This is a genomic window from Paenibacillus sp. TCA20, from assembly GCF_000732325.1.
In the GTDB taxonomy this organism is placed as follows: domain Bacteria; phylum Bacillota; class Bacilli; order Paenibacillales; family Paenibacillaceae; genus Paenibacillus; species Paenibacillus urinalis.
This window is the reverse complement of the sequence record NZ_BBIW01000001.1, coordinates 207,884-232,703: the sequence shown is the minus strand read 5'-3', so window position 1 is coordinate 232,703 and position 24,820 is coordinate 207,884. Positions and strand designations below refer to the sequence as shown.

Genomic DNA, 24,820 nt, shown 5'->3' with positions numbered 1-24,820 from the left:
GATATGACAGACCGAAATTCGTCCCATTTGGCAGATATGGACCTGTGGGAAAGATGGAAGGAACAAGGGGACCTGGATGCAAGGAACCAGCTGATTGAAAAACATCTTCATATCGTTCAGTATGTCTCAAGTCGACTCGCCGTCGGATTGCCCAAGAATGTATCAAAGGATGATTTGGAGAGCAATGGTGCTCTGGGACTGATGGATGCTCTGGACAAATTTGATTATAAGCGCGGACTTCAATTTGAGACTTATGCTTCATGGAGAGTGAGAGGTGCGATTCTCGATGGCTTGCGCCAGGGTGACTGGGTGCCGAGATCTGTCAGAGAGAAGGCGAAGAAGATTGAAGAGGCTTATCAGCATTTGGAACAGAGGTATTCAAGAAGTGTCACTGATGAAGAGATGGGCCAATATCTCGACGTTTCTGCTGGAGATTTCAGGAACATGCTGCAGGAAGTCGCGGTAATGTCGCTGTATTCACTTGAGGATCCACTGCGCGAGGAGGATGCGGAGACACGGATGTCACTATTGATCGATGAGAAGGCTTATGCCCCTGAGCAGACGGTAAGAGATATTCATTTGAAGCAGGCTTTGATGCAGGGCATTGATAAGCTGACGGAAAAAGAAAGAATTGTGGTTTCCTTACTATATTATGAGGATTTATCATTGAGTGAAATTGCAGAAGTGATGTCATTGTCACCATCGCGTATTTCCCAGCTTCACTCCAAGGCAATTCTGAGGCTGAGAGGTACTCTTGAGAAACAGCGTGAACTCTTAATGAACAGGGATTAGAATAAGAGTAATTTTAAAATAAGCTGTCTATGGAGAAAGAAGGAAGGTTGCAGATGACGCAGAAATTAGACCCAGCGCAGTACATGAAGGTGCTGTTTTCAGCTGATCACAGCAGCGCAGTACTTGATATGATTAGACAAGAAGAATTTGAAATTACAGCTGGGGAATTAAAGGCCTATCTTGCTCAGCAAGGAATCGTCTATGGAGTTCACGAGGAGATTCTACAGGATATCGCTAAACGTCCATCAGCATATTATGGATTAAAGCCAACCGTGGCTTCTGGTGATGATCCGGTCCCGGGGACCGATGGATTCATTGAATTAATAACGAATCTAGTCGAAACCGGAGAGCGCAAGCCGCTCGAAACAGAGGGCGGGAGAGTCGATTACAAAGAAATTACCCAGCTCAGCAATGTAAAAAAAGGGCAGGTTATTGCTAGGCGGAAGCCGCCCGAGCCAGGCATACCTGGAAAGAGTGTCAAAGGTGAAGCGATACCCTACCGTCCTGGCAAGGAAGCCAGATTTAAGCCAGGCAAGAATGTGGTCGTTAATGCCGAAGGCGATGCCATGTATGCTGCACTAGATGGACTTGTCACTCCTACGGACAAGGATCGAATCAATGTATTCCCTGTATACGAAGTGAACGGGGACATTGATTACAATACGGGTAATATTGATTTTGTAGGTACGGTCGTTATAAGAGGAAACGTGCTGACAGGCTTTAAAGTCAAAGCCGCAGGAGATATCCGTGTGGTTGGCGGCGTCGAGGGTGCTGAACTCTATGCAGGGGGATCTATTCAAGTTACAGGCGGAATCATCGGCTATAATAAAGGACTCATCCAAGCAGGCGTCGATGTAAAGAGCTCCTTCATTCAGGATGCCAGCGTTCAGGCTGGAGGGAGTGTTTACGTCACTCAGAGCATCATGCATTCTAATATCAGGGCAGGCAAGCAATGCATATGTGAAGGTACCAAGGGCCTTATCGTCGGCGGTGTCATTCAGGCTGGTGAAAAAGTGGCAGCACGGACCATCGGGAATACCATGTCAACCGTGACAACGATTGAAGTGGGTGTCGTTCCAGAGCTGCGCAATGAGCTTGCACAGCTAAGGACAGAGCTTAAAGCTCAAACTGAAAGCATCGACAAGACGGCAAAGGCATTACATTTGCTTGATCAAATGGCTGCATCCGGGCAGCTAGCCCCTGATAAGCTAAGCATGAGAATGAAGCTTCAGGTCACCCATCAGTCAAGTATGCGAGAACTTGCTGAGATTAAGGAACGGATCCTTGATATTGAGAAAATGCTCGAGGATACATCCAATGCAAGTGTCGATGTCATGAAGACCATCTACGGCGGCTCTAAAATAGTTATCGGCAGATACACTAGATTTGTTAAAGATTCAGCGACAAGAATATCGTTTTTTTATCATAATGGCGATATTTCCATGGTACCCTTAAAAGGAATGTAAATTATATTACACCACCCAAAGGAGTGACTTTATCAGATGAGTCTAAAAGCGGTTGAACTTCAAATTGCTATACCGCGCACGAGTGAGGCGGGACGTTATCAAAGCGAATACGACCACAGAAGATCATCAGAGCAGTCGCTGCTCGCGGACAATCAATTGAAGCAGATCAAGAAGAAGTCGAAGCAGAGTCCAAAGACAAACGAATCGGAGCAGGCAAGCATTAGGGATCAGCGTAATACTTCACATACACAGGGAGAACCGTTGAATCAGAGTAATGAGCTTGCAGACGAAATATCTGCTGTCCCCGCTGAGCACCCGTTTAAGGGGAAAAACTTTGATGTGAGCTTGTAATCACATAGAATAAAGTCGAAGTTTTGTATTGCAATAAATACTTAATGAATTCTAAATGCAAGTGCACGTAAATAAAGGAGAACAGGCTCATGCAACCATGGAGTACTATCGTCGTACTTGGCCTATGTGTCATTGTATTCGCTTGGTTTATGCCCAAATCAAGGACAGACTCAGGACAGAAGGTAGTAAAGGACGTAGAGTCTACACTGGATCGTTACCTGGCGGAAATTGAGCTTGAGAATGAGAAGGTTATTCACAAGCTCAAGCAGTATCAGCAGGAATGGTCAGAGACAGACAAGCGCAGAGAACAGGAAATTCGAGACTTGCGCCAGCAGCTCAGCTCATTACACTCTCAAGTAGCGGAACAATCAGCTTACAAGGAAACAGTGTCCGTACCAATATCTACCCAGGAGAGAGAGCTTGCTGCTGCAGTAGAAGCCAATCCGATCTTAGAAAGCAAGGAAGTTCCTTCCGAAATGAATTCGATTCAGTCACGGTTTCCAGAGCTGTTCAAGCTCGATGGGGAAGGAAAGTCAGTAGATTATATTTCGAGCAAGCTGAACATGCCCAAAGGAGAGGTCCAGGTTATATTACAGCTTGGGAATAAGGAGGAGAGACGATGATCAAAAATCGTTCCTTTCTTCTCGGGCTTGGAACCGGAATTGCAGCAGGTGCTTTGATACTGCAGCTGGCCTTGATTGGGCAAGGACAAGCTGGAGGACATGAGACGCAGGATCTCAGTGCACTGACGAGAGAAGAGCTTCAAGAGGCAGCGGAAGAATTGGAGCTGAAGGTATACGATGCATCTGCCGAGGTCATGACAGAAGAGGAATGGACCGAGGCAAAGGCAGAGGAGCAGGCGCAGGGCAACAGCACATCTTCCAGCACTAACTCTGGCAATACGGCCAGCAGTGAAGATCCTGAGGCGAGTACCCCTGAACAGCCGGAGCAGCCGGCAGCACCGGAGAATTCCCAGGCTCCGAAGCCGGCAGACAAGCCAGCATCAGGTACAATTTCTTATCGAGTAATCAACGGGGCTACCCTCAATGATGTTGCAGATCATTTGTCGTCTCTTCGTGTATTAGAGAATCGTAATGCTTTCATTGAAGAGGCCAAAAAACAAAAGATCAACAAGAAGATTCAGATAGGCACCTACGAGTTCACAGAGGGAGAATCCATAGATTCTGTAATATCAAAGCTTATATCAGGACCCTGATCAGAGACAAGTTTTTTGAAGGTATTGTGAAATTAATAGAGATTGATGCCAACTTTGTTGCATCGGGGATGCAGTTGTGATATATTAATTGACGGTGTTAAAACACACGCTGTGCTAATTCTGTCGAGGGTGCTTGCCTTATGGTAAGTCTTGACGGGAAATGATGCCGGCGGAGGACACAAAAACCAATAATTAGGAGGTGTGTGGAGATGGCAGTTATCTCCATGAAACAGCTTCTCGAAGCTGGGGTTCACTTCGGTCACCAAACTCGCCGTTGGAATCCAAAGATGGATCGTTATATCTTCACTGAAAGAAACGGTATTTACATCATTGACTTGCAAAAGACAGTGAAAAAGGTTGAGGAAGCTTACAACTTTGTTAAGAGTATCGCAGGAGAGAATGGAACAATTCTGTTCGTAGGTACTAAGAAACAAGCTCAAGATTCCGTAAAAGAAGAAGCAGAGCGCGCTGGTCAGTTCTTTATTAACCAACGTTGGCTCGGCGGTACTCTGACTAACTTCCAAACTATTCAAAAACGTATCGATCGTTTGAAGCAGTTGGAAGCTTGGGAAGAGGACGGCACTTTCCAAGTGCTGCCTAAAAAAGAAGTTATCATTCTCCGTAAAGAGAAAGACCGTCTCGAGAAATTCCTCGGCGGTATCAAGAACATGAAGGGTCTTCCAAGCGCCCTGTTCGTAATCGACCCACGTAAAGAGCGTATCGCAGTTGCGGAAGCTCGCAAATTGGGTATCCCAATCGTAGGTATCGTTGATACAAACTGCGATCCGGACGAAATCGATTATGTCATTCCTGGTAACGATGACGCGATTCGCGCGGTTAAATTGCTTACTGGTAAAATGGCTGATGCTGTTATCGAAGCTCATCAAGGCGAAGAAACATCCGCTTAAGCATGGCTTTGTAAGGGTCTCATGTATATGAATTAAATGAAAAGGGTGGTTGGTAGGTGGATAACCTTTCACTGCCCTTTTTTTAGGGTCATACGCAAAATTATCCTCTGGAGGGAAATCAAATGGCAGTAGATGCGAAATTGGTTAAAGAGCTTCGCGAAAAAACTGGCGCTGGTATGCTGGATTGCAAAAAAGCACTGGAAGAAGCGAACAATGATGTAACAAAAGCAACTGAAATTCTTCGTGAAAAAGGTCTGGCTGCAGCAGCAAACAAAGCTGGCCGTGTAGCAACTGAAGGTGTGGTTCAATCTTACATCCACGCTGGCGGACGGATCGGCGTATTGGTTGAAGTTAACTGCGAAACTGACTTCGTAGCAATGACTGACCAATTCAAAGAGTTTGCACGCGACATTGCTATGCACATTGCTGCTTCGAACCCGCTTTATGTAACTCGCGAGGAAGTTCCTCAAGAAGAGATTGAGAAAGAAAAAGAAATTTTGAAAGCTCAAGCTCTTAATGAAGGAAAACCAGAAAAAATCGTTGAAAAAATGGTTGAAGGCCGCATCGGTAAATACTACGAAGAATACTGCTTGCTTGAGCAATCTTTCGTTAAGAACCCTGATGTAACTATCCAACAATTGCTGAACGAAAAAATCAGCACAATTGGTGAGAATATTTCCATCCGTCGCTTTGTTCGTTACGAACTGGGTGAAGGTCTTGAGAAAAAACAAGATAACTTCGTAGAAGAAGTTATGGCACAAGTGAAAAACTAATTATTGAAACATGTATGAACAGAAATCGGACTTGCCCATGTCTTCTGAAGATATAATTAGATTAGCTTCATGAGATTTTACAAGACACCTTTATATTGGAAGAAGAACTGGATAGTCCGAGATTCGGCTCAGAAAGTTTTCTTTAACTAAGAGTGGAACACAATCCGTGTTCCTTTCTTTTTAACTAATATGAGGTTTACAAGTGCTTATTTGACGTGGGGAAGCGTCATTTTGAAGTGGAGGGTGAACATTTGAAACAGCCTGTATTTAAAAGGGTAGTACTTAAGGTCAGCGGTGAATCGCTGGCAGGACAAAATGGATACGGCATCGATGCAGAAACGATCTCATCTATTGCTAAGCAGGTCAAAGAAGTTGTGGAATTGGGTGTAGAAGTTGCCATTGTATGCGGTGGAGGTAACATCTGGCGCGGCATCGCGGGCAGTGAGAACGGCATCGACCGAGCTACTGCAGATTACATGGGTATGCTCGCGACAGTGATGAACTCCTTGGCGCTGCAGGATGCGCTTGAACAGATTGAAGTGCCGACTCGTGTGCAAACTTCAATTGCAATGCAGCAAATTGCAGAGCCTTATATTCGCCGCAGAGCGATTCGTCATCTCGAAAAAGGACGCGTCGTCATTTTTGCGGCAGGAACAGGTAACCCATTTTTCTCCACAGATACGACAGCAGCACTTCGTGCAGCAGAGATTGAAGCTGAAGTAATCCTGATGGCCAAAAATAAAGTGGATGGAGTTTATTCTGCTGATCCATTTAAAGACAGCACAGCTGTGAAATATGAGCAATTAACATATCTCGATGTATTGAACAAGAACCTGGGAGTTATGGACTCCACTGCTTCCTCACTGTGTATGGATAACAACATTCCACTCATTGTATTCGCGATTACGGAACAAGGTAATATCAAACGTGTTCTGCTTGGCGAAAAAATTGGAACCATCGTTAAAGGGAGTGTAGACTAATGCCACAATCAATTAAAAAGAATGCTGAAGAGCGTATGGACAAAGCGATTCTAGCACTGAAACGTGATCTTTCAACACTTCGTGCAGGTCGTGCAACACCTGCTCTGCTTGATCGTATTCAAGTTGAATATTATGGTGCACCTACGCCTCTGAACCAGCTTGCAAATATTAACACACCGGATTCCCGTACGCTGATGATTCAGCCTTGGGACAAATCCTCTCTCGCTGATATCGAGCGTGCGATTATGAAGTCTGATCTGGGACTGACTCCTGCGAATGACGGAGCAATGATTCGTTTGTCGATTCCTCCGCTTACGGAAGAGCGCAGAACAGAATTGGTGAAATTCACGAAGAAATTCGGCGAAGAAGCCAAGGTTGCAATCCGTAATATTCGCCGCGATGCGAACGATGATATTAAGAAGCTCGAAAAATCCGAAATTTCGGAAGATGAGTCCCGCAGACATCAAGAAGATATTCAAAAAGCAACAGACAAGTTTGTTGCCGAAGTAGATAAAGTTCTTGCTGCAAAAGAAAAAGAAATTATGGAAGTTTAATTAAGCATAGCATACGGCCCCTCCGCCTTCGGTGGGGTTTGCTCTTTTCACAAGAGTGAAAAGAAACTTCATGGGAATTTTGGAGGAAGTCGAATGATGAAACGCTTTCGGTCATGGTTGAACGGTGATGACAAGAAAGAGCTGCCACAGCTGTCCAAGGATAACATCCCGAAGCATGTTGCGATTATTATGGATGGTAACGGAAGATGGGCTAAACGGCAGGGCTTGCCCCGTATTATGGGTCATCAGAGTGGCATGAAGGCTGTTAAACGTGCTACGATAGCTGCAAATGATTTAGGTGTGGAATATTTGACCATGTATGCCTTTTCCACCGAAAATTGGACCAGGCCAAGAGACGAAGTTGATTTTTTGATGAGACTGCCTGTTGATTTCTTGTCACAGGAATTGGATGAGCTCATTGAAAAAAATGTGCGCGTTAAAATGATGGGGCATGAAGAGCAGCTTCCGGAACATACCATTAAGGCGGTCAAAGAGGCGATTGAAAAGACAAAACACAATACCGGGATGGTATTGAATTTTGCTCTGAATTATGGCAGCCGTAAGGAGATCACGGAGGCAGTAAGATTACTTGGTCTTAAAATTGAAGCCGGGGAACTTCAAGCAAGTGAGATTACGTCTGAGCTCATCGGGGAACATTTGTTAACAAGCAGCTTGCCTGATCCTGATCTGCTTATACGTACGAGCGGTGAGCTTCGTTTAAGTAACTTCATGTTGTGGCAGCTTGCTTATAGTGAGATGTGGTTTACTGATATTTATTGGCCTGAATTCGAGAAGCAGCATTTGTACGAGGCTGTAGCTGAATATCAGCAAAGAACGAGAAGATATGGCGGTTTGAAGTAATGGAGGATGGACCAAGTTGAAACAGCGAGTCATAACGGGAATTGTTGCCGGAGTTTTTTTTCTGGGATTTGCCATATTGGGAGGAACTTGGTATAACCTTCTAATCCTCTTGATGTCTCTGATCGGTTTATATGAATTTATTCGTATGATCGGGGTCTCACCATTTGGGGGAACTGCATTTATAGGCTATATAAGTGTTCTGATACTCGTATTTCCATCAGTACTCGCAAGCTTAGATATATCATTGTCGCATATTCAGATCATATGGCTCTTAATGCTGCTGTTCCTCACTGCTACAGTAACAACCAAGAACAAACTGACCGTTCAAACAGCGGCACTGATGTTTATTGGTGTCGTATATGTTGGGATCGGTTTTTATTATATTGCAACAACTCGTCAGTTACAGGATGGTTTGTTCTGGACCTTTATGATTCTAGTCAGTATATGGGGCAGTGATGCCGGGGCCTATTTTGTCGGTAAAACGATCGGTAAGCATAAGCTCTGGCCTGTGATCAGTCCGAACAAAACGATCGAAGGGGCTGTCGGCGGCATTGTCATTGCAGTTATCATTTCAATAGGCTTTGCGCTGTTATCCGATGGAATTGTCGGTGTTGGAAATGCAGTGCTGATCGGACTGTCCTCTGCAATCATTGGACAAATGGGTGATTTGGTACAGTCTGCATACAAACGTGTGTATGGAATTAAGGATTCGGGCAGTCTGCTGCCTGGACATGGCGGTATACTTGATCGCTGTGACAGCTGGATATTTGTGTTTCCGTTTGTACATATGCTCGCACTGATACCTTACTAGCAGGTGAATGTATAGACACAATTGTGCGATCAAAGTAATGACATGAGGTGTACCATATGAAGAAAATATCAGTTCTTGGTTCCACAGGCTCTATTGGAACTCAGACATTGGATGTCATTTCAATGCATCCGGATAAATTTCAAGTAGAAGGCTTGTCTGCCGGATCAAATGTGGAGCTGCTGATCGAGCAGGCGAACATGTATCACCCTAAGAAAGTCTCTGTAAGCCGTAAGGAAGATGTGGATAGGGTCAAATCTAATGTTCCTGCGGGCACCGAAGTATACTTCGGTGAAGAAGGATTAATAGAAGTGGCTGCCGGTACGGACGCCGAGATCGTAATTACAGCGGTCATGGGTAGTGTAGGCCTCAAATCTACTCTTGCGGCGATTAAGGAACGGAAGCAAATTGGACTTGCGAACAAGGAAACTCTTGTAACTGCAGGTCATCTGGTTACATCACTAGCCAAGGACAACGATGTGCAGATTATACCCGTGGACAGTGAACATTCAGCCATATTCCAATGTCTGAACGGCGAAGAGATTCGTGAAGTGAAGAATATAACACTGACGGCCTCCGGCGGATCTTTCAGACATTTAACCCGGGATCAGCTGCAGCATGTGACGGTAGAGGATGCACTCAAGCATCCAAACTGGTCGATGGGATCCAAGATTACGATTGATTCGGCTACAATGGTGAACAAAGGACTTGAAGTCATTGAGGCCAGATGGCTGTTCGGTCTGCCTTATGAGCAGATCAATGTCTTGCTGCATCCAGAGAGTATTATTCATTCCTTTATCGAGTTTCAGGATACGAGCATGATTGCGCAGATGGGGAATCCTGATATGCGGGTGCCGATTCAATATGCATTAACTTATCCGAACAGGCTGCCTTCACCTGCAACATCCTTGTCGCTCGCAGAGATTGGATCCCTGCATTTTAAAGAGATGGATATGGAACGGTTCCCTTGTCTCCGGCTAGCTTTTGAATGCGGCAAAATGGGTGGTACAGCAACAACGGCATTTAATGCGGCTAATGAAGTCGCTGTCGCGCGGTTCCTAACAGGTGAAATTTCCTTCCTCAAAATTGAGGAGATTATTGAGCGAGTCATTGAAACTCACAGCAATGTGCTGAATCCTGACCTTTCTGAAATTGACAGAGTGGATCGATATGTCAGGAAGCTGGCGGGACAAATGTAAATAAGGTTTCATCCTGCTTACTTGATTCTATAAGGAGATGCTGCATAAAAGATTTGATTCTCTTGTATCCTCTATCTGAATAATGATAATGTAAGTAGGACATGACTAGCTCTTCTTAAGTAAAAGGAGGATGGAAGTAACTTGGAAACCTTGCAGATTGTAGTACTAACAGTACTCATGTTTTTCGTCATTGTGACGGTGCATGAATGGGGCCATTACTATTTTGCCAAGCGTGCGGGAATTCTTGTCAGAGAATTTGCCATCGGTTTTGGTCCAAAGCTGTTTTCTTATAAGCATCAGGAGACGGTGTTCACCCTGCGTTTGCTTCCGTTTGGAGGATATGCACGGATGGCAGGGGAAGATCCGGAGCTCATTGAGATTCAGCCTGGTCAGACGATTGCGATTAAGTCAGCGGACGGGCTGGTGAAATCGATCTATCTGGATCAGCTGGATAACCGTAAAAATGTGGTGCGCGGAGAGATCCTCTCCATCGATCTGGAGCGCAGACTTATGATTGAGATGGATGTTGATGGAGAGAAGCAGCAATTCCCTGTCCATCCACAGGCGATGCTCATTGCAAGAGGACAGGAGACACAGATTGCTCCTAAGGATCGCCAGTTTAACAGCAAGACGGTCGGTCAAAGAGCGTTGGCCATTTTTGCCGGACCGTTTATGAACTTCTTGCTGGCCTTTGTCCTGTTTGCGATCCATGCCATGATCGCCGGCACTCCGGTTGAGAATCCAACTTATGTGAAGATTGGTAATGTTACTGAGGGGATGCCTGCTGCAGAAGCCGACCTTCGTAAAGGGGATATCATTGAAACCATTAATGGTGAGGCTATTGGTGGAGATTACAACAAAATGGTGACGATGATTGCTGAATCGATGGACAAACCTATGGATTGGACAGTGCGGAGGGGAGACGAAGTATTCGATCTGAGCATTACCCCGAGAGCAATGGAAGGTCAGGAAGGTGGAAAGGTCGGAATCACCTCTGAAATACCTACTGAGGATGTCGGATTCTTCGAATCCTTTGCGGTGGCAGGAAATAATATGGTCACAACAACAAAGAGTATATTTGAAGGCTTCCGGATGCTGATTGCTCAGTTCAACATTGATGATCTGGGCGGACCGGTTCGTACCTTTGAAGTGACGGGTCAAATTGCGAAGCAGGGCATTTTACAGTTGACACAATGGACTGCAATCCTTAGCCTGTATTTAGGGATATTTAATCTGTTGCCGATTCCAGCCTTGGATGGAAGCCGACTTATCTTCTTGGGGATTGAAGGGCTTCGCGGCAAACCGATTGATCCGAATCGAGAAGGCATGGTGCACTTCATTGGGTTCGCGATGCTGTTCTTGCTCATGATCGCGGTAACCTATAACGATATTTTAAGATTGATTAATGGATAATTGTTACTCGCATATCATCCATGAGCTGTATGGATCAATGGATGATGTGTGAACTATGGGAGGACGGAAACGAGTCTTATGTCGAACGATAAACAGTTTGTTACGGAAATTACACCCCAGTCAGAGGATTTCTCTCGCTGGTATATAGACACCATTAAGAAAGCAGATCTGATGGATTACTCTCCCGTTCGGGGATGTATCGTTTTCAAACCGGATGGCTATGAAATCTGGGAACATATTCAGGAAGAGATGGATAGACGTTTCAAAGAAACAGGCCATCGTAATGCATACTTCCCAATGTTTATCCCGGAGAGCTTCTTCCAGAAGGAGAAGGAGCACGTTGAGGGCTTCAATCCTGAGCTGCCATGGGTTACAGAAGCGGGTGGAGAGAAGCTCGAAGAGAGACTTGCTATTCGTCCTACCTCGGAGACGATCTTTGGACATATGTATTCCAAATGGATTCAATCCTATCGTGATCTGCCAGTGATGATCAATCAGTGGGCCAACGTGGTACGCTGGGAGAAACGTACGATGCCTTTCTTGCGCACAAGCGAGTTCTTATGGCAAGAAGGCCATACTGCTCATGAAACGGAAGAGGAAGCTCGTCAGGAAACGATGCAAATGCTAGAGGTGTACCGTGAGGTTGTGGAGAACGTACTCGCAATTCCGGTCATCAAGGGGCAAAAGACCAAATCCGAGAAATTTGCCGGTGCAGTGGACACCTTCTCCATTGAGGCCATGATGAAGGACGGACGTGCGGTTCAAGCGGGAACCTCTCACTACATGGGCACAAATTTCGCCAAGGCTTTTGAAATACAGTATTTGAATCGTGAAAATACGCTGGAGTATGCACATACGACTTCATGGGGGACAAGCACGCGTCTCATCGGAGCGATGATTATGGTGCATGGTGATGATCGTGGACTGGCACTGCCACCTAAGGTTGCGCCTACACAAGTGATTATGATTCCAATTGGACCTCCGAAGACTCGAGATCAAGTCGTTGGCCGGGCTGATGAGCTGTATGCTGAATTGAAGAAGGCCGGTATTCGTGTGAAAATGGACGATCGCAGTGATGTACGTCCTGGCTGGAAATTTAATGAATACGAAATGCGCGGTGTACCTGTACGCCTGGAGATCGGTCCTCGTGACATGGAGAATGGAGTATGTGTGCTTGTATCCAGAATCTCCGGTGAGAAGAAGGTTGTCCAGCAGGCAGATTTGGTAGAAGAGATCAAGGCTATGCTGGAGCAAGTGCAGAACGAAATGTTCGAGCGTGCCCAGAACTTCATGAAGGACAACTTCTACTCCGTTAACACGATTGACGAGATGAAGGAACTGATGGAAGAAAAACGCGGCTTCTCACTTGCCGGCTGGTGTGGTTCTGACGCTTGTGAAGACAAGGTCAAAGAAGTGACAGGGGCGACGAGCCGTAATATTCCGTTTGAACCTGCTGAGGAAAAACATACCTGTCTGGTATGTGGACAGAAGGCCGAACATACGGTAGTATTTGCTAGAGCATATTAATTTATTTGAGTATATTTTGAGGATACATGTGTAAGAGAATGACAAGCTTCTGTCCGAAATGAGACGGTGCCTTTTAGCGGATCGGTTCCCATTTTTGCGTGCAGGAGCTTTTCATGTTCTATGGTTTGAAACGGGGGGAGAAAGATTGAACGGAACGGATGAGAAAAGAAAACGGTTTGAGCTGTTGATGAAACAGGTTGATTTGCCGGCGGGCATCGTGGAGCCTCATTTTATTGACGGGTTTATCGACCAGGTGGAAATCAGCCGCATGAATCGTGAATGGCATATTACCATTACAAAGGATACACTGGTTCCCGCTCCTGTCTTTAAAGCATTCTGTCTGCATATTCGAGATAAAATGAGTCATATTGCCAAGATTTCATTTACTTTCAACTACAATTCTGCTGTATCCGAAGCAGATATTGTGGCAGAGTATTGGAATCTGTTCCTGGAATGGGTCCACCAGCAGATTCCATCTGTTAATGGCTGGATGAATCGGGCGACTCAAGATGTCGAGTCGGGTCTGCTTACGCTGACGATGAGTGATGGCATGGCGCTGGAGCTGGCTCGGAAGAAGCAGATTGATCAGGCAATAACCACGTATTATGATCGTTACTTCAAGCTCCCGCTTAAGGTGAAGATGGTGGTCGGCGAGAGTAACCGGGAAGAGCTGGAGAAGTTTGAACAGAAGAAACGGGAAGAAGAACGTGTTGTCATTGAGAACATGATGAGCATGATTGAAGCCGAGATGGCCCCTATAGAGGAAGAAGAGGGCGACGTTAGGCTGCAAATGGGCTATGAGATCAAGGAGCCTGCTGTCCCTATCCAGGAAGTGCAGGATGAAGAGAAGAAGATTACGCTTCAAGGAACCGTATTCGGTCTGGACAAAAAGGAACTCCGCAACGGTAATACACTCTACATGTTCTATCTGACCGACTTTACGGATTCGATGCAGATGAAAGTGTTTGCGAAGTCCAAAGAAGATGTCAAAATTATGAATCTGCTGGCGAATGGCAAATGGGTGAAGGTGCGCGGTCGAGTTGAATACGACCGGTTTATGCAAGTTCCTGAGCTCGCCATGATTCCGTCAGATCTAGTTGAGGTGCAGGCACCACCGACACGTAAGGATAATGCAGCAGAGAAGCGAGTCGAATTTCACCTTCATACGAAGATGAGTACGATGGATGCGGTGACTTCAATCGATACGTATGTCAAAACAGCAGCCAAATGGGGACACAAAGCGATTGCTGTGACCGATCACGGAGGCGTTCAGGTATATCCGGAGGCAGCTAAGGCAGCCAAGAAGCACGGCGTCAAAATGATATACGGACTCGAAGCCAATATCGTTAACGATGCAGTCGAGGTCGTTATGAAGCCACAGCCTTTGGAGCTGAAGACAGCCGAATATATTGTATTTGATATAGAGACAACAGGCTTATCGGTAACACAGAACAAGATCATAGAAATTGCAGCGGTAAAAATGCAGGATGACAAGGAAGTCGACCGATTTGCGACCTTTGTGAATCCTCATGAGCGAATTCCATATAACATTCAGCAGCTTACCAACATTAATGATGAGATGGTCAAGGATGCGCCAGAGCTTGAGCCCGTATTGCATGACTTCGTCAAGTTTGTGGGAGATAGTATATTAGTGGCGCACAACGCGAGATTTGACATCGGCTTTATTCAAGCCAATCTCAAAACAATCGGAATGGAGCCGCTGGAGAATCCTGTACTGGATACACTGGAGCTCGCAAGATTGCTGCACCCAACGATGAAAAATCACCGCTTGAATACACTCGCGGATAAATATAAGGTTTCGCTTGAGAATCATCACCGGGCGATTGACGATACAATTGCACTTGCCGGCATTCTGACAGGGCTGCTAAATGATGCTGCCCAGCTGAAGGGGATCACCATGCTGGATCGGCTGAATGATTATGTTGGAATGGACTTGTCGAATGCTAGGCCGTTCCACAGTGGAATATATGCACTCAATGGTACAGGCAAGAAGAATCTGTACAAGCTGGTTAGTCTGTCCCATACGGAGCATTTTAAGCGGGTTGCGACGATTCCGAAGTCGAAGCTGGTGGCCCATCGAGATGGACTGCTGATCATGTCCGGCTGTGAGAAGGGTGAGTTTTTTGAAGCAGTACTGAATAAATCCGTTGAAGAAGCGGAGGAAGTAGCCCAGTTCTATGACATTTTAGAGATTCAGCCGGTTACGATGTATATGCATCTTGTAGACAAGGGGCTAGTAGCAACACCGGATGAGATCAAAATTGCGATTCGTAAAGTCGTGGAGATTGGGGAAAAGCTGGGTAAACCGGTCGTCGCTACAGGAAATGTGCACTACCTTGATCCGAGAGACAAAATTTATAGAGATATTACGATTCACGGCATAACCGGGTTTAGTCCGCTCAAGGATATGCGCAAGCCCGATGCTCACTTCCGTACAACGGACGAAATGCTGGAGGAATTCGAATTTCTTGGTAAAGACAAAGCTTATGAAGTGGTCGTCACAAATACGAGTGAGCTCGCGGACCGCTTTGAAGAGATACAGCTCTTCCCCAAAGAGCTCTTCACTCCAATCATTGAGGGGGCTGAAGAAGAGATTCGCAGCAAATGCTACGAAACCGCCAAATCCATTTATGGTGAGGAAGTTCCAGACGTTGTCGTCAAACGACTGGAAAAAGAGCTGGAGCCTATTATCAAATTTGGATTCTCTGCCAACTATCTCATTTCAGAGAAGCTGGTTAAGAAATCGAACGAGGATGGATATCTCGTAGGCTCACGGGGGTCCGTAGGTTCTTCCGTCGTAGCCACCTTCCTTGGTATATCCGAGGTTAATCCGCTGCCGCCGCATTATATTTGTGTTAACCCGGAATGCAGGCATAGCGAATGGTTCCTTGACGGTAGTGTGAAGAGTGGATTTGATTTGCCGTCGAAGGATTGTCCTGAATGCGGTACCCCATATAAAGGCGAAGGTCAGGATATTCCATTTGAAACGTTCCTGGGCTTTAAGGGAGACAAGGTTCCCGATATTGACCTTAACTTCTCCGGGGAATATCAGCCGAAGGCTCACCATTTTACAAAGGTCATGTTCGGTGAGAAGAGTGTATACCGTGCAGGCACCATCGGTACAGTAGCCGAGAAGACGGCGTTCGGATTTGCGAAGAAATATGAGGAAGCCCATCATAAATCCTGGAGAGGCGCGGAGCTGAACCGGCTTGCATCCGGCTGTACGGGTGTGAAGCGGAGCACCGGACAGCATCCAGGCGGAATTGTCGTTGTCCCAGACTATATCGAAGTGGAAGATGTGACACCTGTGCAGTATCCGGCAGATGACACGAGTGCAGAATGGAAAACAACGCACTTCGACTATCACGCCTTCGAGGATAACTTGCTCAAGCTGGATATACTGGGTCATGATGACCCGACGATGATGCGGATGCTTCAGGATCTGACGGGGGTTGATCCAACCACTATCCCAATGAACGATCCTAAGGTCATGAGCATGTTCAACTCTACGGATGCGCTTGGTGTGACTCCGGAACAGATTCGTACTCCAGTCGCCACCTACGGCGTGCCGGAGATGGGGACCAAATTTGTTAGACAGATGCTGCAGGAATCCCAGCCGAGCACCTTTGCTGACCTTCTGCAAATTTCAGGGTTGTCCCACGGAACAGGCGTATGGCTGGGGAATGCACAGGAGCTGATCAAGAACGGGACCTGCAACATTAAGACCGTAATTGGCTGCCGGGATGATATTATGCTGTTCTTAATATATAAGCATGGCATGGATGCTGCACTAGCCTTCAAAATTACCGAGAGTGTACGTAAAGGTAAAGGCCTCAGCCAGGAATGGATTGATGAAATGAAGAACTGTAAGGTTCCGCAGTGGTACATTGATTCCTGTCTGAAAATTCAGTACATGTTCCCGAAAGCCCATGCTTCAGCTTACGTTATATCGGCAGTTCGTACAGCATACTATAAGCTGTATTATCCGATCGAATATTACGCAACCTATTTCTCAGTACGTGCTGAGGATTTTGATATTGAGCTCGCATGTCAGGGCTATGAAGCCATATCTCGGAAGATTGTTGAGATCGAGCAGCTTGGGTTCCAGGCTTCGACCAAGGAGAAATCGATGCTGTCCGTGCTGGAGATGGCGCTGGAGATGACAGCACGGGGATTCAGCTTCAAAATGATTGATCTGTATCGATCCGATGCGACACGCTTTACGATTGATGGGGATTCCTTGATTCCTCCTTTCTCTGCGCTTGCAGGGATTGGTGACAATGCGGCACGCAATATTGCAGCAGCACGTGAATACGGAGAGTTCCTGTCTATTGAAGATTTCCAGCAGAAATCGAAGGCGAGTAAGACGGCGGTGGAGCTGCTCACACAGATGGGGTGTTTCCGCGGTTTGCCTGAGAGCAATCAGTTGTCACTCTTTTAGTGAGTAGAATGGACTGCTCGCAGGCGAGACAGCGAGTCAAGTGACTATACTTGTCACTAATGTCTGACTATGTTATAATTTTTATGGTAATCATGAGGATAAAACCGTTGCTTAAAGAGTGGGGAAACCCACTCTTTACTCTTTGGTATACACTTTAATTTGCCGGTTTACCGGAACGAACCTGACTTGGAGGTTACCTTATTTGAGCACAAAGATTAAAACTACCGTGGAAGAAATGATTAAGCCTTTTCTGGATGAGCATGAATTTGAGCTCGTAGATGTAGAATACGTGAAAGAAGGAAGCAACTACTTCCTGCGTGTTTACGTGGATAAAGAGGGTGGTATCGATCTGGATGATTGCGGATTGATCAGTGAATTTTTAAGCGCTGAGCTGGATAAGAAGGATCCGATCCCTGATGCATATTTTCTAGAAGTCTCTTCTCCCGGTGCTGAACGCCCCCTGAAGAAGTCTGCCGACGTGGCCAAGGCGGTAGGAAAGAATGTGTACGTCACTACATATGAGCCGATAGGCGGTCTGAAGGAATTTGAAGGCGAATTGTTATCTTTTGAGAACGAAGAATTGGTTATTGCCTCCGGTAAAAAAGAGCATGCCGTTCCTTATTCAAAAGTGGCGAGTGCACGTTTGGCCATTGTTTTATAAGTGTTAAGTTTACACACGATATGATCAGATTCGTCCCGCGTGCAACGGCAAGGTTCTCTTTTATGTTTCTGTATAAAGAGAACTTCGCCGTTTTACGCTATGGATGACATGTTTGAAAGGGGGATTTACATTCATGAGTATGGATTTTATTGAAGCGATGAATGAACTGGAAAGGGATAAGGGGATTAGCAAGGACATTTTGTTCGAAGCGATTGAAGCTGCGCTAATTTCGAGCTACAAGCGTAATTTTAATACTGCGCAAAATGTTCGTGTTGACATGAACCGGAATTCCGGTGTTATCCGTGTATATGCTCGTAAGATGGTTGTAGAAGAGGTGCTCGATCCGCGGACTGAAATTTCTTTGCCTGCCGCTAGAGAGATTAACCCGCATTTTCAGCTTGAGGATGTAGCAGAGATCGAAGTGACTCCAAGAGATTTCGGTCGTATTGCAGCTCAAACGGCTAAGCAGGTGGTAACACAACGTATTCGTGAAGCGGAACGCGGGCTTATCTATAATGCTTTTGTTGACAAAGAAGAGGACATTGTTACAGGTGTCGTGCAGCGCCAGGATTTGCGCAGCATTTATATCGACCTCGGCAAGGTAGAGGCGGTTCTTCCTCTTACTGAGCTGATGCCGAACGAGAAATTTGTTCACGGGGATCGGATTAAGGCCTATATTACTAAGGTTGAGAACACGACAAAAGGCCCGCAAATTGTGCTCTCACGCACACACCCTGGTCTTCTTAAGCGTCTGTTTGAACTTGAAGTGCCTGAAATCTTCGATGGTGTAGTTGAGATCCGTTCCGTTGCACGCGAAGCAGGCTTCCGTTCGAAGATCGCCGTTCATTCTCGTAATGAAGAGGTCGATCCGGTGGGCTCCTGCGTAGGTCCGAGAGGAACTCGTGTTCAGACCATCGTTAACGAGCTGCGCGGAGAGAAGATTGATATCGTGAAATTCTCGGAATCGGTTGAGGAATATGTTGCTAACGCACTGAGCCCATCTAAGGTTCTGGAAGTTCAGGTGTTCGAGAATGAGAAGATGGCTCGAGTGATTGTTCCGGACTATCAGCTGTCTCTAGCCATTGGTATCAAAGGTCAGAATGCGCGTCTTGCTGCCAAGCTTACGGGCTGGAAGATTGATATTAAGAGCGAGAGCCAGGCAGAGCAGGAATTTGGCAGAGAAAAAGACTCTTCTGGTGAAATGCATCAGGATTCCATCACCGTCGATTAAGCTGTACTGAAGTGATTGGGGGTCTAGAGAATGAAACAACGCAAAGTACCGCTTCGCAAATGCGTGGCTTGTCAAGAAATGATGCCGAAGAAACAGTTAATCAGGGTTGTTAAAACACCGGAAGATGAAGTGCTGATTGACCTTACGGGCAAGAAATCTGGCCGTGGTGCTTATCTTTGCGGTAAGGAAGCTTGCTTCCGTCTTGCTCAGAAGAACAGATCACTCGATCGGGCGCTCAAGTCGCAAGTGAAGTCTGAGATCTATGAGCAGCTTGCACAAGACTTTATTAAGGCCGAAGATGAATTTTTGGCCGCAAGGGATAGGGCTGAATATGAATAAGGCGCTGTCCTATGTAGGTCTTGCGACACGAGCAGGCAAATTAGTTTCTGGCGATGAAATTGTGCTAAAGGCTATCCGGTCTTCCGAAGCGAAAATGGTTATTGTTGCGGCCGATGCATCAGCTAATACACTCAAAAAATTCCGTGACAAGTGCAAATCGTACAACGTTCCTCTTCTTATCGGCTTCGATCGAGAAACACTTGGCAGCGCCATGGGTAAACCAGAACGTGTTGTACTCGCTGTAACGGATCCGGGATTTGTCAAAATGATCGCGAAGCAGGCCTTGACAATGTCGGAGGTGGAGTATATTGAGTAAACAAGATAGCAAACTGCGAGTTTATGAATATGCAAAATCACTCAACATGAGCAGCAAAGAAATCATTACCATTCTTAAGAAGCTGGATATTCCCGTTAACAATCATATGAGTGTAATGGAGAATGGCTCCGTTGCGAAGGTAGAACAATTTTTTAACAATATAAAAGCGGGAGCTGCAGTGAAACGTGAGCAGAGCTCATCCGCTCAGACGGTGGCGACATCGGCGGTTCGTGAAGATCAAGGAGCGACCGAGCGTCCTAATCCGTCTTTCCAAGGAGGTGCCACACAGAATTTGCAAAACGATGTGAAAAACAACGAGTCTAACAATACACGGAATGCTTCTGAGAGCAGTAACTCAAGACCAAAAAAACAACAGGAAAAGCAGGTAGGTATGAATAATAGACCAAATCAAAACAGTAACAGTGGATCCCAACGGCAAAGCGGTCAAGATAACCGCAGATCAAACGGCAGTGTAGGCCAAGCTGGAGGTCAAGGAACCCGTCCTTCACAAGGTGGAAACGCAAACCGTCCTTCACAAGGCGGAAACGCAAACCGTCCTTCACAAGGCGGAAACACAAGCCGTCCTTCACAAGGTGGAAACGCAGGCCGTCCTTCTCAAGGCGGAAATGCAAACCGTCCTTCTTCCCAGCAAGGCAGTGGCCAAGGCAGCAGCCAAGGCAGAAGCAATAACAGCTCAGCGGGCGGCAACAACCGCGGTGGACAGAACCGTAACAACAGCAACAATAATAGTAACCGCGGTGGCGGTGGCGGCGGACGTCGATTTGAAGATGGTAACGGAAGAGGCAACTACCGTGGCAACAACCGCGGCGGAAAGAACAACCGTGGAAGAAACCAATCCAATCAGCCTCCACGTGAGAAGATTGATAACACACCGAAGAAAATTATCGTACGCGGTAACATGACAGTAGGTGAATCGGCAAAACTGCTTCATAAGGATGCATCTGAAGTCATCAAGAAACTCATCTCGATGGGTGTTATGGCAACAATCAACCAAGAACTGGATATCGACACGATTCTGCTTCTTGCCGGCGAGTTCGGTGTTGAAGTTGAAGTGAAGATCCCGGTTGAAGATGATCGCTTCGAAACAGTTGAAGAAAACGATGATCCGGCTGATCTGAAAGCTCGTCCTCCAGTTGTTACAATTATGGGTCACGTTGACCATGGTAAAACAACACTTCTGGATACGATCCGTTCCACAAGTGTCACTGCTGGTGAGGCAGGCGGTATCACACAGCACATCGGTGCATACCAAGTTGAAATTAACAATAAGAAGATTACCTTCCTCGATACTCCGGGTCACGAAGCGTTTACAGCAATGCGTGCTCGTGGTGCAGAAGTTACGGATATGACGATCATTGTAGTTGCAGCGGATGACGGTGTTATGCCTCAGACCGTAGAAGCAATCAACCATGCGAAGGCAGCAAATCTGCCGATTATCGTTGCGGTCAACAAGATCGATAAGCCGGGTGCAGATCCGGATCGTGTTAAGCAAGAACTTACTAACTATGAGCTCGTTCCAGAAGAGTGGGGCGGAGATACGATCTTTGTTAACGTTTCGGCGAAGCAAAAGATGGGTATTGAAGACTTACTCGAAATGATTCTGCTCGTAGCAGAAGTGAATGAGTACAAAGCGAACCCGAACAAACGTGCACGTGGTACGGTAATCGAGGCTGAGCTTGATAAAGGTCGCGGACCTGTTATGCGCCTTCTAGTTCAACACGGTACGCTCAAAGTCGGAGATGCGTTTGTAGCAGGTAACTGCTTCGGACGTGTTCGTGCGATGGTCAACGATAAAGGCCGTAAGCTCAAAGAAGCAGGCCCGTCAACTCCGGTTGAAATTACAGGTCTGCAGGAAGTACCTCTTGCGGGTGATCCGTTTATGGTATTTGAAGATGAGCGCAAGGCTCGCTCCATTGCTGACAAGCGTGCAATTACACAGCGTGAATCCGATCTAGGAACACAAACACGTGTAACACTGGACGACTTGTTCAAGCATATTAAGGACGGAGAGATCAAAGATCTTAACGTGATTATCAAGGGAGACGTTCAAGGTTCGGTTGAGGCGCTTAAGGGGTCTCTGGCGAAGATTGAAGTTGAAGGTGTACGCGTGAAGATTATTCACAGTGGCGCTGGTGCAATCACCGAGTCGGATATCATTCTGGCAGCTGCATCCAATGCCATTGTTATCGGATTTAATGTTCGTCCTGACGTTCAAGCAAAATCCACAGCCGACGCTGAAAAAGTCGATGTGCGTTTGTACAACGTTATTTATAACATTATTGAAGAGATCGAGCAGGCTATGAAGGGTATGCTGGATCCTGAATTTAAAGAGAGCGTCATCGGTCATGCCGAAGTACGTAACATCTTTAAGATTAGTAAAGTGGGAACTATTGCAGGATGTATGGTTACTTCCGGTAAAATCTCCCGTTCAGCTCAAACTCGCGTCATTCGGGATGGAATTGTTGTCTTTGAGGGCAAACTAGATACACTGAAACGTTTCAAGGATGATGCTAAAGAAGTGGCGCAAGGTTATGAGTGCGGTATTACCATTGAGAATTTCAACGATATTAAAGAGGGCGACATTATTGAAGCGTTCGTAATGGAAACGGTAGAACGTAAATAATAATGTCCTTTGCTAGAGAGGTGAACACCTATGGCTAAAATTAGAACAGGACGTGTTAATGAGCAGGTAAAGAAGGAACTTAGCTTGCTGATTCAATCCGAGCTGAAAGATCCACGTATCGGTTTTGTGACCATTACGGGTGTCGAAGTGACGAATGACCTGTCCCAAGCCAAAGTATATTTGAGTGTTCTCGGTGAAGAGGAACAGAAGCAAAATTCCCTGAAGGCTCTGGACAAAGCGAGTGGTTTTCTTCGCAGTGAATTGGGCAAACGGGTTAGACTTCGTCATGTTCCCGAGTTAATATTCAAGATTGATGAATCCATTGCTTACGGAAGCCGCATTGAGAAGCTGCTTACCGAGATCGATAAACCGGATTCTAAATGAAAATGAATAGAGGAGACGGCAATGCAGACTTATGAACAGGCGCTTGAGCAAGGAAAAGAATTTCTTCTCTTGCATGATGATTACCTGATCGTGTCGCATGTACAGCCGGACGGAGATGCAGTCAGCTCCACCGTAATGGTGGGCTGGCTTCTCTCATGTCTGGGGAAGAAATTCACGATGATCAACGAAGGACCAATACCACAGCGCATGCAGTATCTGTGGAATGCGGACCAAATACTTAATGCGTCATTGCAATCCCCTCCGAAGCAGTTTCAACAGGTTATCTGCGTGGATTGTGCGGATTATGAGCGTGTAGGCAAAGTAACGCACTGGTTTGCAGATGAGGCCAATATTTTGAATATTGATCATCATCCGACGAACAACGGTTATGGCAAAGTGAACATCATTAAGGACGATGCAGCAGCAACTGCAGAAATTTTATATGATCTTGTTGAAGCTTGTGGTGTGGCTTGGGATAAGGAAGCAGCTACAGCTGCATACACGGGTCTATTGACTGACACCGGAGGGTTTCGATATTCAAGCACAAGTCCGAAGGTGATGAAGATCGCCTCTGATCTGCTTGCGCTTGGTGTCAATGGTCCTGAGCTGGCTGAACGACTTCTTGAAGAGATTACATTGCCACAGCTAAAAGTACTGACAAGAGCTCTTAATACATTATCTATTTCTGAAGATGGGCAAATTGCCTGGGTCGTTGTTACTCCGGAAGACATGACAGAATGCGGTGCTCAAAATGATGATCTCGAAGGAATCGTTAACTACCCGCGGAATATTCAAGGGGTCGAGGTTGGTATTCTTTTTAAAGTTATTAGTGATGAGGTCGCTAAAGTCAGCTTCAGATCAGCGGGTAAGGTGGACGTAGCGGCTCTCGCCCAAGGCTTTGGGGGCGGCGGACATGTTCGAGCAGCAGGAGCTAGAGTGGAAGGTCCATGGCAGGACACAGTGAATGAAGTTGTAGAACGGGTGAAATCACAATTATGAACGGATATGAAGGTGTGCTTCCGGTATACAAGCCAGCAGGCTTTACATCCCATGATGTCGTAGCGAAGATGCGGGGCATTCTGAAGATGAAGAGGATCGGACATACAGGTACACTTGACCCTCAGGTCACAGGGGTGCTTCCATTGTGTCTCGGTAGAGCGACAAGAGTGGTTGAATATTTACAGGAGCTTCCGAAGGAATATGAGGCCACGCTTCGATTGGGCATTGCAACAGATACCGAAGATATTACCGGGGAGATCATTGAACAAGTGGATCTGGTCGAGGTTACTCCAGAAGAAGTTAAACAAGTCCTGGAGCAATTTAGAGGGAAGATTTCTCAGGTTCCTCCCATGTATTCAGCGGTTAAGGTGGATGGAAAGAGGCTGTATGAGCTGGCTCGTCAAGGAAAGACGGTTGAGCGCAAGAGCCGTGAGGTAACCATCCATGAGCTGGAGCTGACAGGACTTACGATTAAAGACGGCTACCCCGAAATATCATTTCGTGTGCTGTGCTCCAAAGGTACTTATATACGTACGCTATGTGTGGATATTGGCAAGACATTGGGTTATCCTTCCACGATGGTGGAGCTTACAAGAACGATGTCGGCGGGAATTCCTGTGGGTCGTTGTCTTAAGATTGAGGAGATAGAGCAATGTGTTAATGAGGGGACTCTGTCCAGTTATCTCATTCCAACCGACCAATCCATATGGAACATGCCTGCTTACCGCTTGGAAGAAGGTTATGAAAAATCCGTGTTTCAGGGAAAAAAGCTTTCTGATACACTCTTGAATCAGAAAATTAATGAAGAAGGATTGTTAAGGCTATATTCTGCCAATGAACAATTTTTAGGGATTTTTGATTGGACAGCAGAATCGGGTATAATTACACCTGTCAAAGTGTTTTTGCCAGAGCCTTCTTAATACTTAATCTTAATAT

Annotated in this window: 23 protein-coding genes; all 23 read left to right on the top strand. The window is 46.1% G+C overall.

The genetic code is table 11. The annotated features are described in order from the left end of the window. Positions 1-3 precede the first annotated feature (3 nt). Positions 4-792, top strand: coding sequence for a FliA/WhiG family RNA polymerase sigma factor (locus TCA2_RS01025; RefSeq protein WP_047909696.1), 789 nt, complete (start codon positions 4-6; stop codon positions 790-792). A 53-nt stretch (positions 793-845) separates the two neighbouring features. Further along, positions 846-2,258, top strand: a complete 1,413-nt coding sequence (locus TCA2_RS01020) for a DUF342 domain-containing protein (protein WP_152557584.1) — start codon at positions 846-848, stop codon at positions 2,256-2,258. 36 nt (positions 2,259-2,294) lie between these two features. Further along, positions 2,295-2,609: a hypothetical protein gene (locus TCA2_RS01015; protein ID WP_047909695.1), complete on the top strand. Its 315-nt coding sequence runs from the start codon at positions 2,295-2,297 to the stop codon at positions 2,607-2,609. A gap of 89 nt (positions 2,610-2,698) precedes the next feature. Beyond that, positions 2,699-3,232: a hypothetical protein gene (locus TCA2_RS01010; RefSeq protein ID WP_047909694.1), complete on the top strand. Its 534-nt coding sequence runs from the start codon at positions 2,699-2,701 to the stop codon at positions 3,230-3,232. Further along, complete coding sequence (locus tag TCA2_RS01005; protein WP_047909693.1) at positions 3,229-3,825, top strand: hypothetical protein; 597 nt, start codon at positions 3,229-3,231, stop codon at positions 3,823-3,825. Before TCA2_RS01010 ends, TCA2_RS01005 begins: the two co-directional genes overlap by 4 nt. A 209-nt stretch (positions 3,826-4,034) precedes the next feature. Beyond that, the gene (gene rpsB, locus TCA2_RS01000) at positions 4,035-4,733 is read left to right on the top strand and encodes a 30S ribosomal protein S2 (RefSeq protein WP_047909692.1); all 699 of its coding nucleotides are present in this window, start codon (positions 4,035-4,037) and stop codon (positions 4,731-4,733) included. Positions 4,734-4,855: 122 nt separating this feature from the next. Further along, a complete protein-coding gene (gene tsf / locus TCA2_RS00995; protein ID WP_047909691.1) occupies positions 4,856-5,506 on the top strand; it encodes a translation elongation factor Ts in 651 nt (216 codons plus the stop codon). A 251-nt stretch (positions 5,507-5,757) separates the two neighbouring features. After that, positions 5,758-6,486 (top strand): UMP kinase, encoded by a 729-nt coding sequence (gene pyrH, locus TCA2_RS00990; protein ID WP_047909690.1) that lies wholly within the window; start codon positions 5,758-5,760, stop codon positions 6,484-6,486. Continuing rightward, positions 6,486-7,040, top strand: coding sequence for a ribosome recycling factor (frr, locus tag TCA2_RS00985; RefSeq protein WP_047909689.1), 555 nt, complete (start codon positions 6,486-6,488; stop codon positions 7,038-7,040). The genes pyrH and frr overlap by 1 nt, the downstream gene beginning before the upstream one ends. Before the next feature lie 93 nt (positions 7,041-7,133). Further along, positions 7,134-7,901, top strand: a complete 768-nt coding sequence (locus TCA2_RS00980) for an isoprenyl transferase (RefSeq protein ID WP_047909688.1) — start codon at positions 7,134-7,136, stop codon at positions 7,899-7,901. Between the two features lie 16 nt (positions 7,902-7,917). Continuing rightward, entirely contained in the window at positions 7,918-8,712 is a 795-nt protein-coding gene (locus tag TCA2_RS00975) for a phosphatidate cytidylyltransferase (protein ID WP_047909687.1), read from the top strand. 56 nt (positions 8,713-8,768) lie between these two features. After that, entirely contained in the window at positions 8,769-9,908 is a 1,140-nt protein-coding gene (locus tag TCA2_RS00970; protein WP_047909686.1) for a 1-deoxy-D-xylulose-5-phosphate reductoisomerase, read from the top strand. 141 nt (positions 9,909-10,049) lie between these two features. Beyond that, a complete protein-coding gene (rseP, locus tag TCA2_RS00965; protein WP_047909685.1) occupies positions 10,050-11,321 on the top strand; it encodes an RIP metalloprotease RseP in 1,272 nt (423 codons plus the stop codon). A gap of 78 nt (positions 11,322-11,399) precedes the next feature. Next, positions 11,400-12,848 carry a proline--tRNA ligase gene (proS, locus tag TCA2_RS00960; protein ID WP_047909684.1) on the top strand — a complete coding sequence of 483 codons (1,449 nt, stop codon included), beginning with the start codon at positions 11,400-11,402 and terminating at the stop codon, positions 12,846-12,848. A gap of 145 nt (positions 12,849-12,993) precedes the next feature. Beyond that, positions 12,994-17,310, top strand: coding sequence for a PolC-type DNA polymerase III (locus TCA2_RS00955; RefSeq protein ID WP_152557582.1), 4,317 nt, complete (start codon positions 12,994-12,996; stop codon positions 17,308-17,310). A 202-nt stretch (positions 17,311-17,512) separates the two neighbouring features. Continuing rightward, on the top strand, positions 17,513-17,971 hold the full coding sequence (rimP, locus tag TCA2_RS00950) for a ribosome maturation factor RimP (RefSeq protein WP_047909683.1): 459 nt from the start codon (positions 17,513-17,515) through the stop codon (positions 17,969-17,971). Positions 17,972-18,104: 133 nt separating this feature from the next. Beyond that, a complete protein-coding gene (nusA, locus tag TCA2_RS00945; protein WP_047909682.1) occupies positions 18,105-19,202 on the top strand; it encodes a transcription termination factor NusA in 1,098 nt (365 codons plus the stop codon). A gap of 30 nt (positions 19,203-19,232) precedes the next feature. Continuing rightward, entirely contained in the window at positions 19,233-19,541 is a 309-nt protein-coding gene (gene rnpM / locus TCA2_RS00940) for an RNase P modulator RnpM (protein ID WP_047909681.1), read from the top strand. Then, positions 19,534-19,857, top strand: a complete 324-nt coding sequence (locus TCA2_RS00935; protein WP_152557580.1) for a ribosomal L7Ae/L30e/S12e/Gadd45 family protein — start codon at positions 19,534-19,536, stop codon at positions 19,855-19,857. Before rnpM ends, TCA2_RS00935 begins: the two co-directional genes overlap by 8 nt. Continuing rightward, positions 19,850-22,501, top strand: coding sequence for a translation initiation factor IF-2 (gene infB / locus TCA2_RS00930; protein WP_047909679.1), 2,652 nt, complete (start codon positions 19,850-19,852; stop codon positions 22,499-22,501). Before TCA2_RS00935 ends, infB begins: the two co-directional genes overlap by 8 nt. Positions 22,502-22,531: 30 nt before the next feature. Further along, on the top strand, positions 22,532-22,885 hold the full coding sequence (gene rbfA, locus TCA2_RS00925) for a 30S ribosome-binding factor RbfA (protein ID WP_047909678.1): 354 nt from the start codon (positions 22,532-22,534) through the stop codon (positions 22,883-22,885). Positions 22,886-22,906: 21 nt separating this feature from the next. Further along, complete coding sequence (locus TCA2_RS00920) at positions 22,907-23,884, top strand: bifunctional oligoribonuclease/PAP phosphatase NrnA (RefSeq protein ID WP_047909677.1); 978 nt, start codon at positions 22,907-22,909, stop codon at positions 23,882-23,884. Further along, positions 23,881-24,804, top strand: a complete 924-nt coding sequence (gene truB / locus TCA2_RS00915; RefSeq protein WP_047909676.1) for a tRNA pseudouridine(55) synthase TruB — start codon at positions 23,881-23,883, stop codon at positions 24,802-24,804. The genes TCA2_RS00920 and truB overlap by 4 nt, the downstream gene beginning before the upstream one ends. The last annotated feature ends 16 nt before the right edge of the window (positions 24,805-24,820 follow it).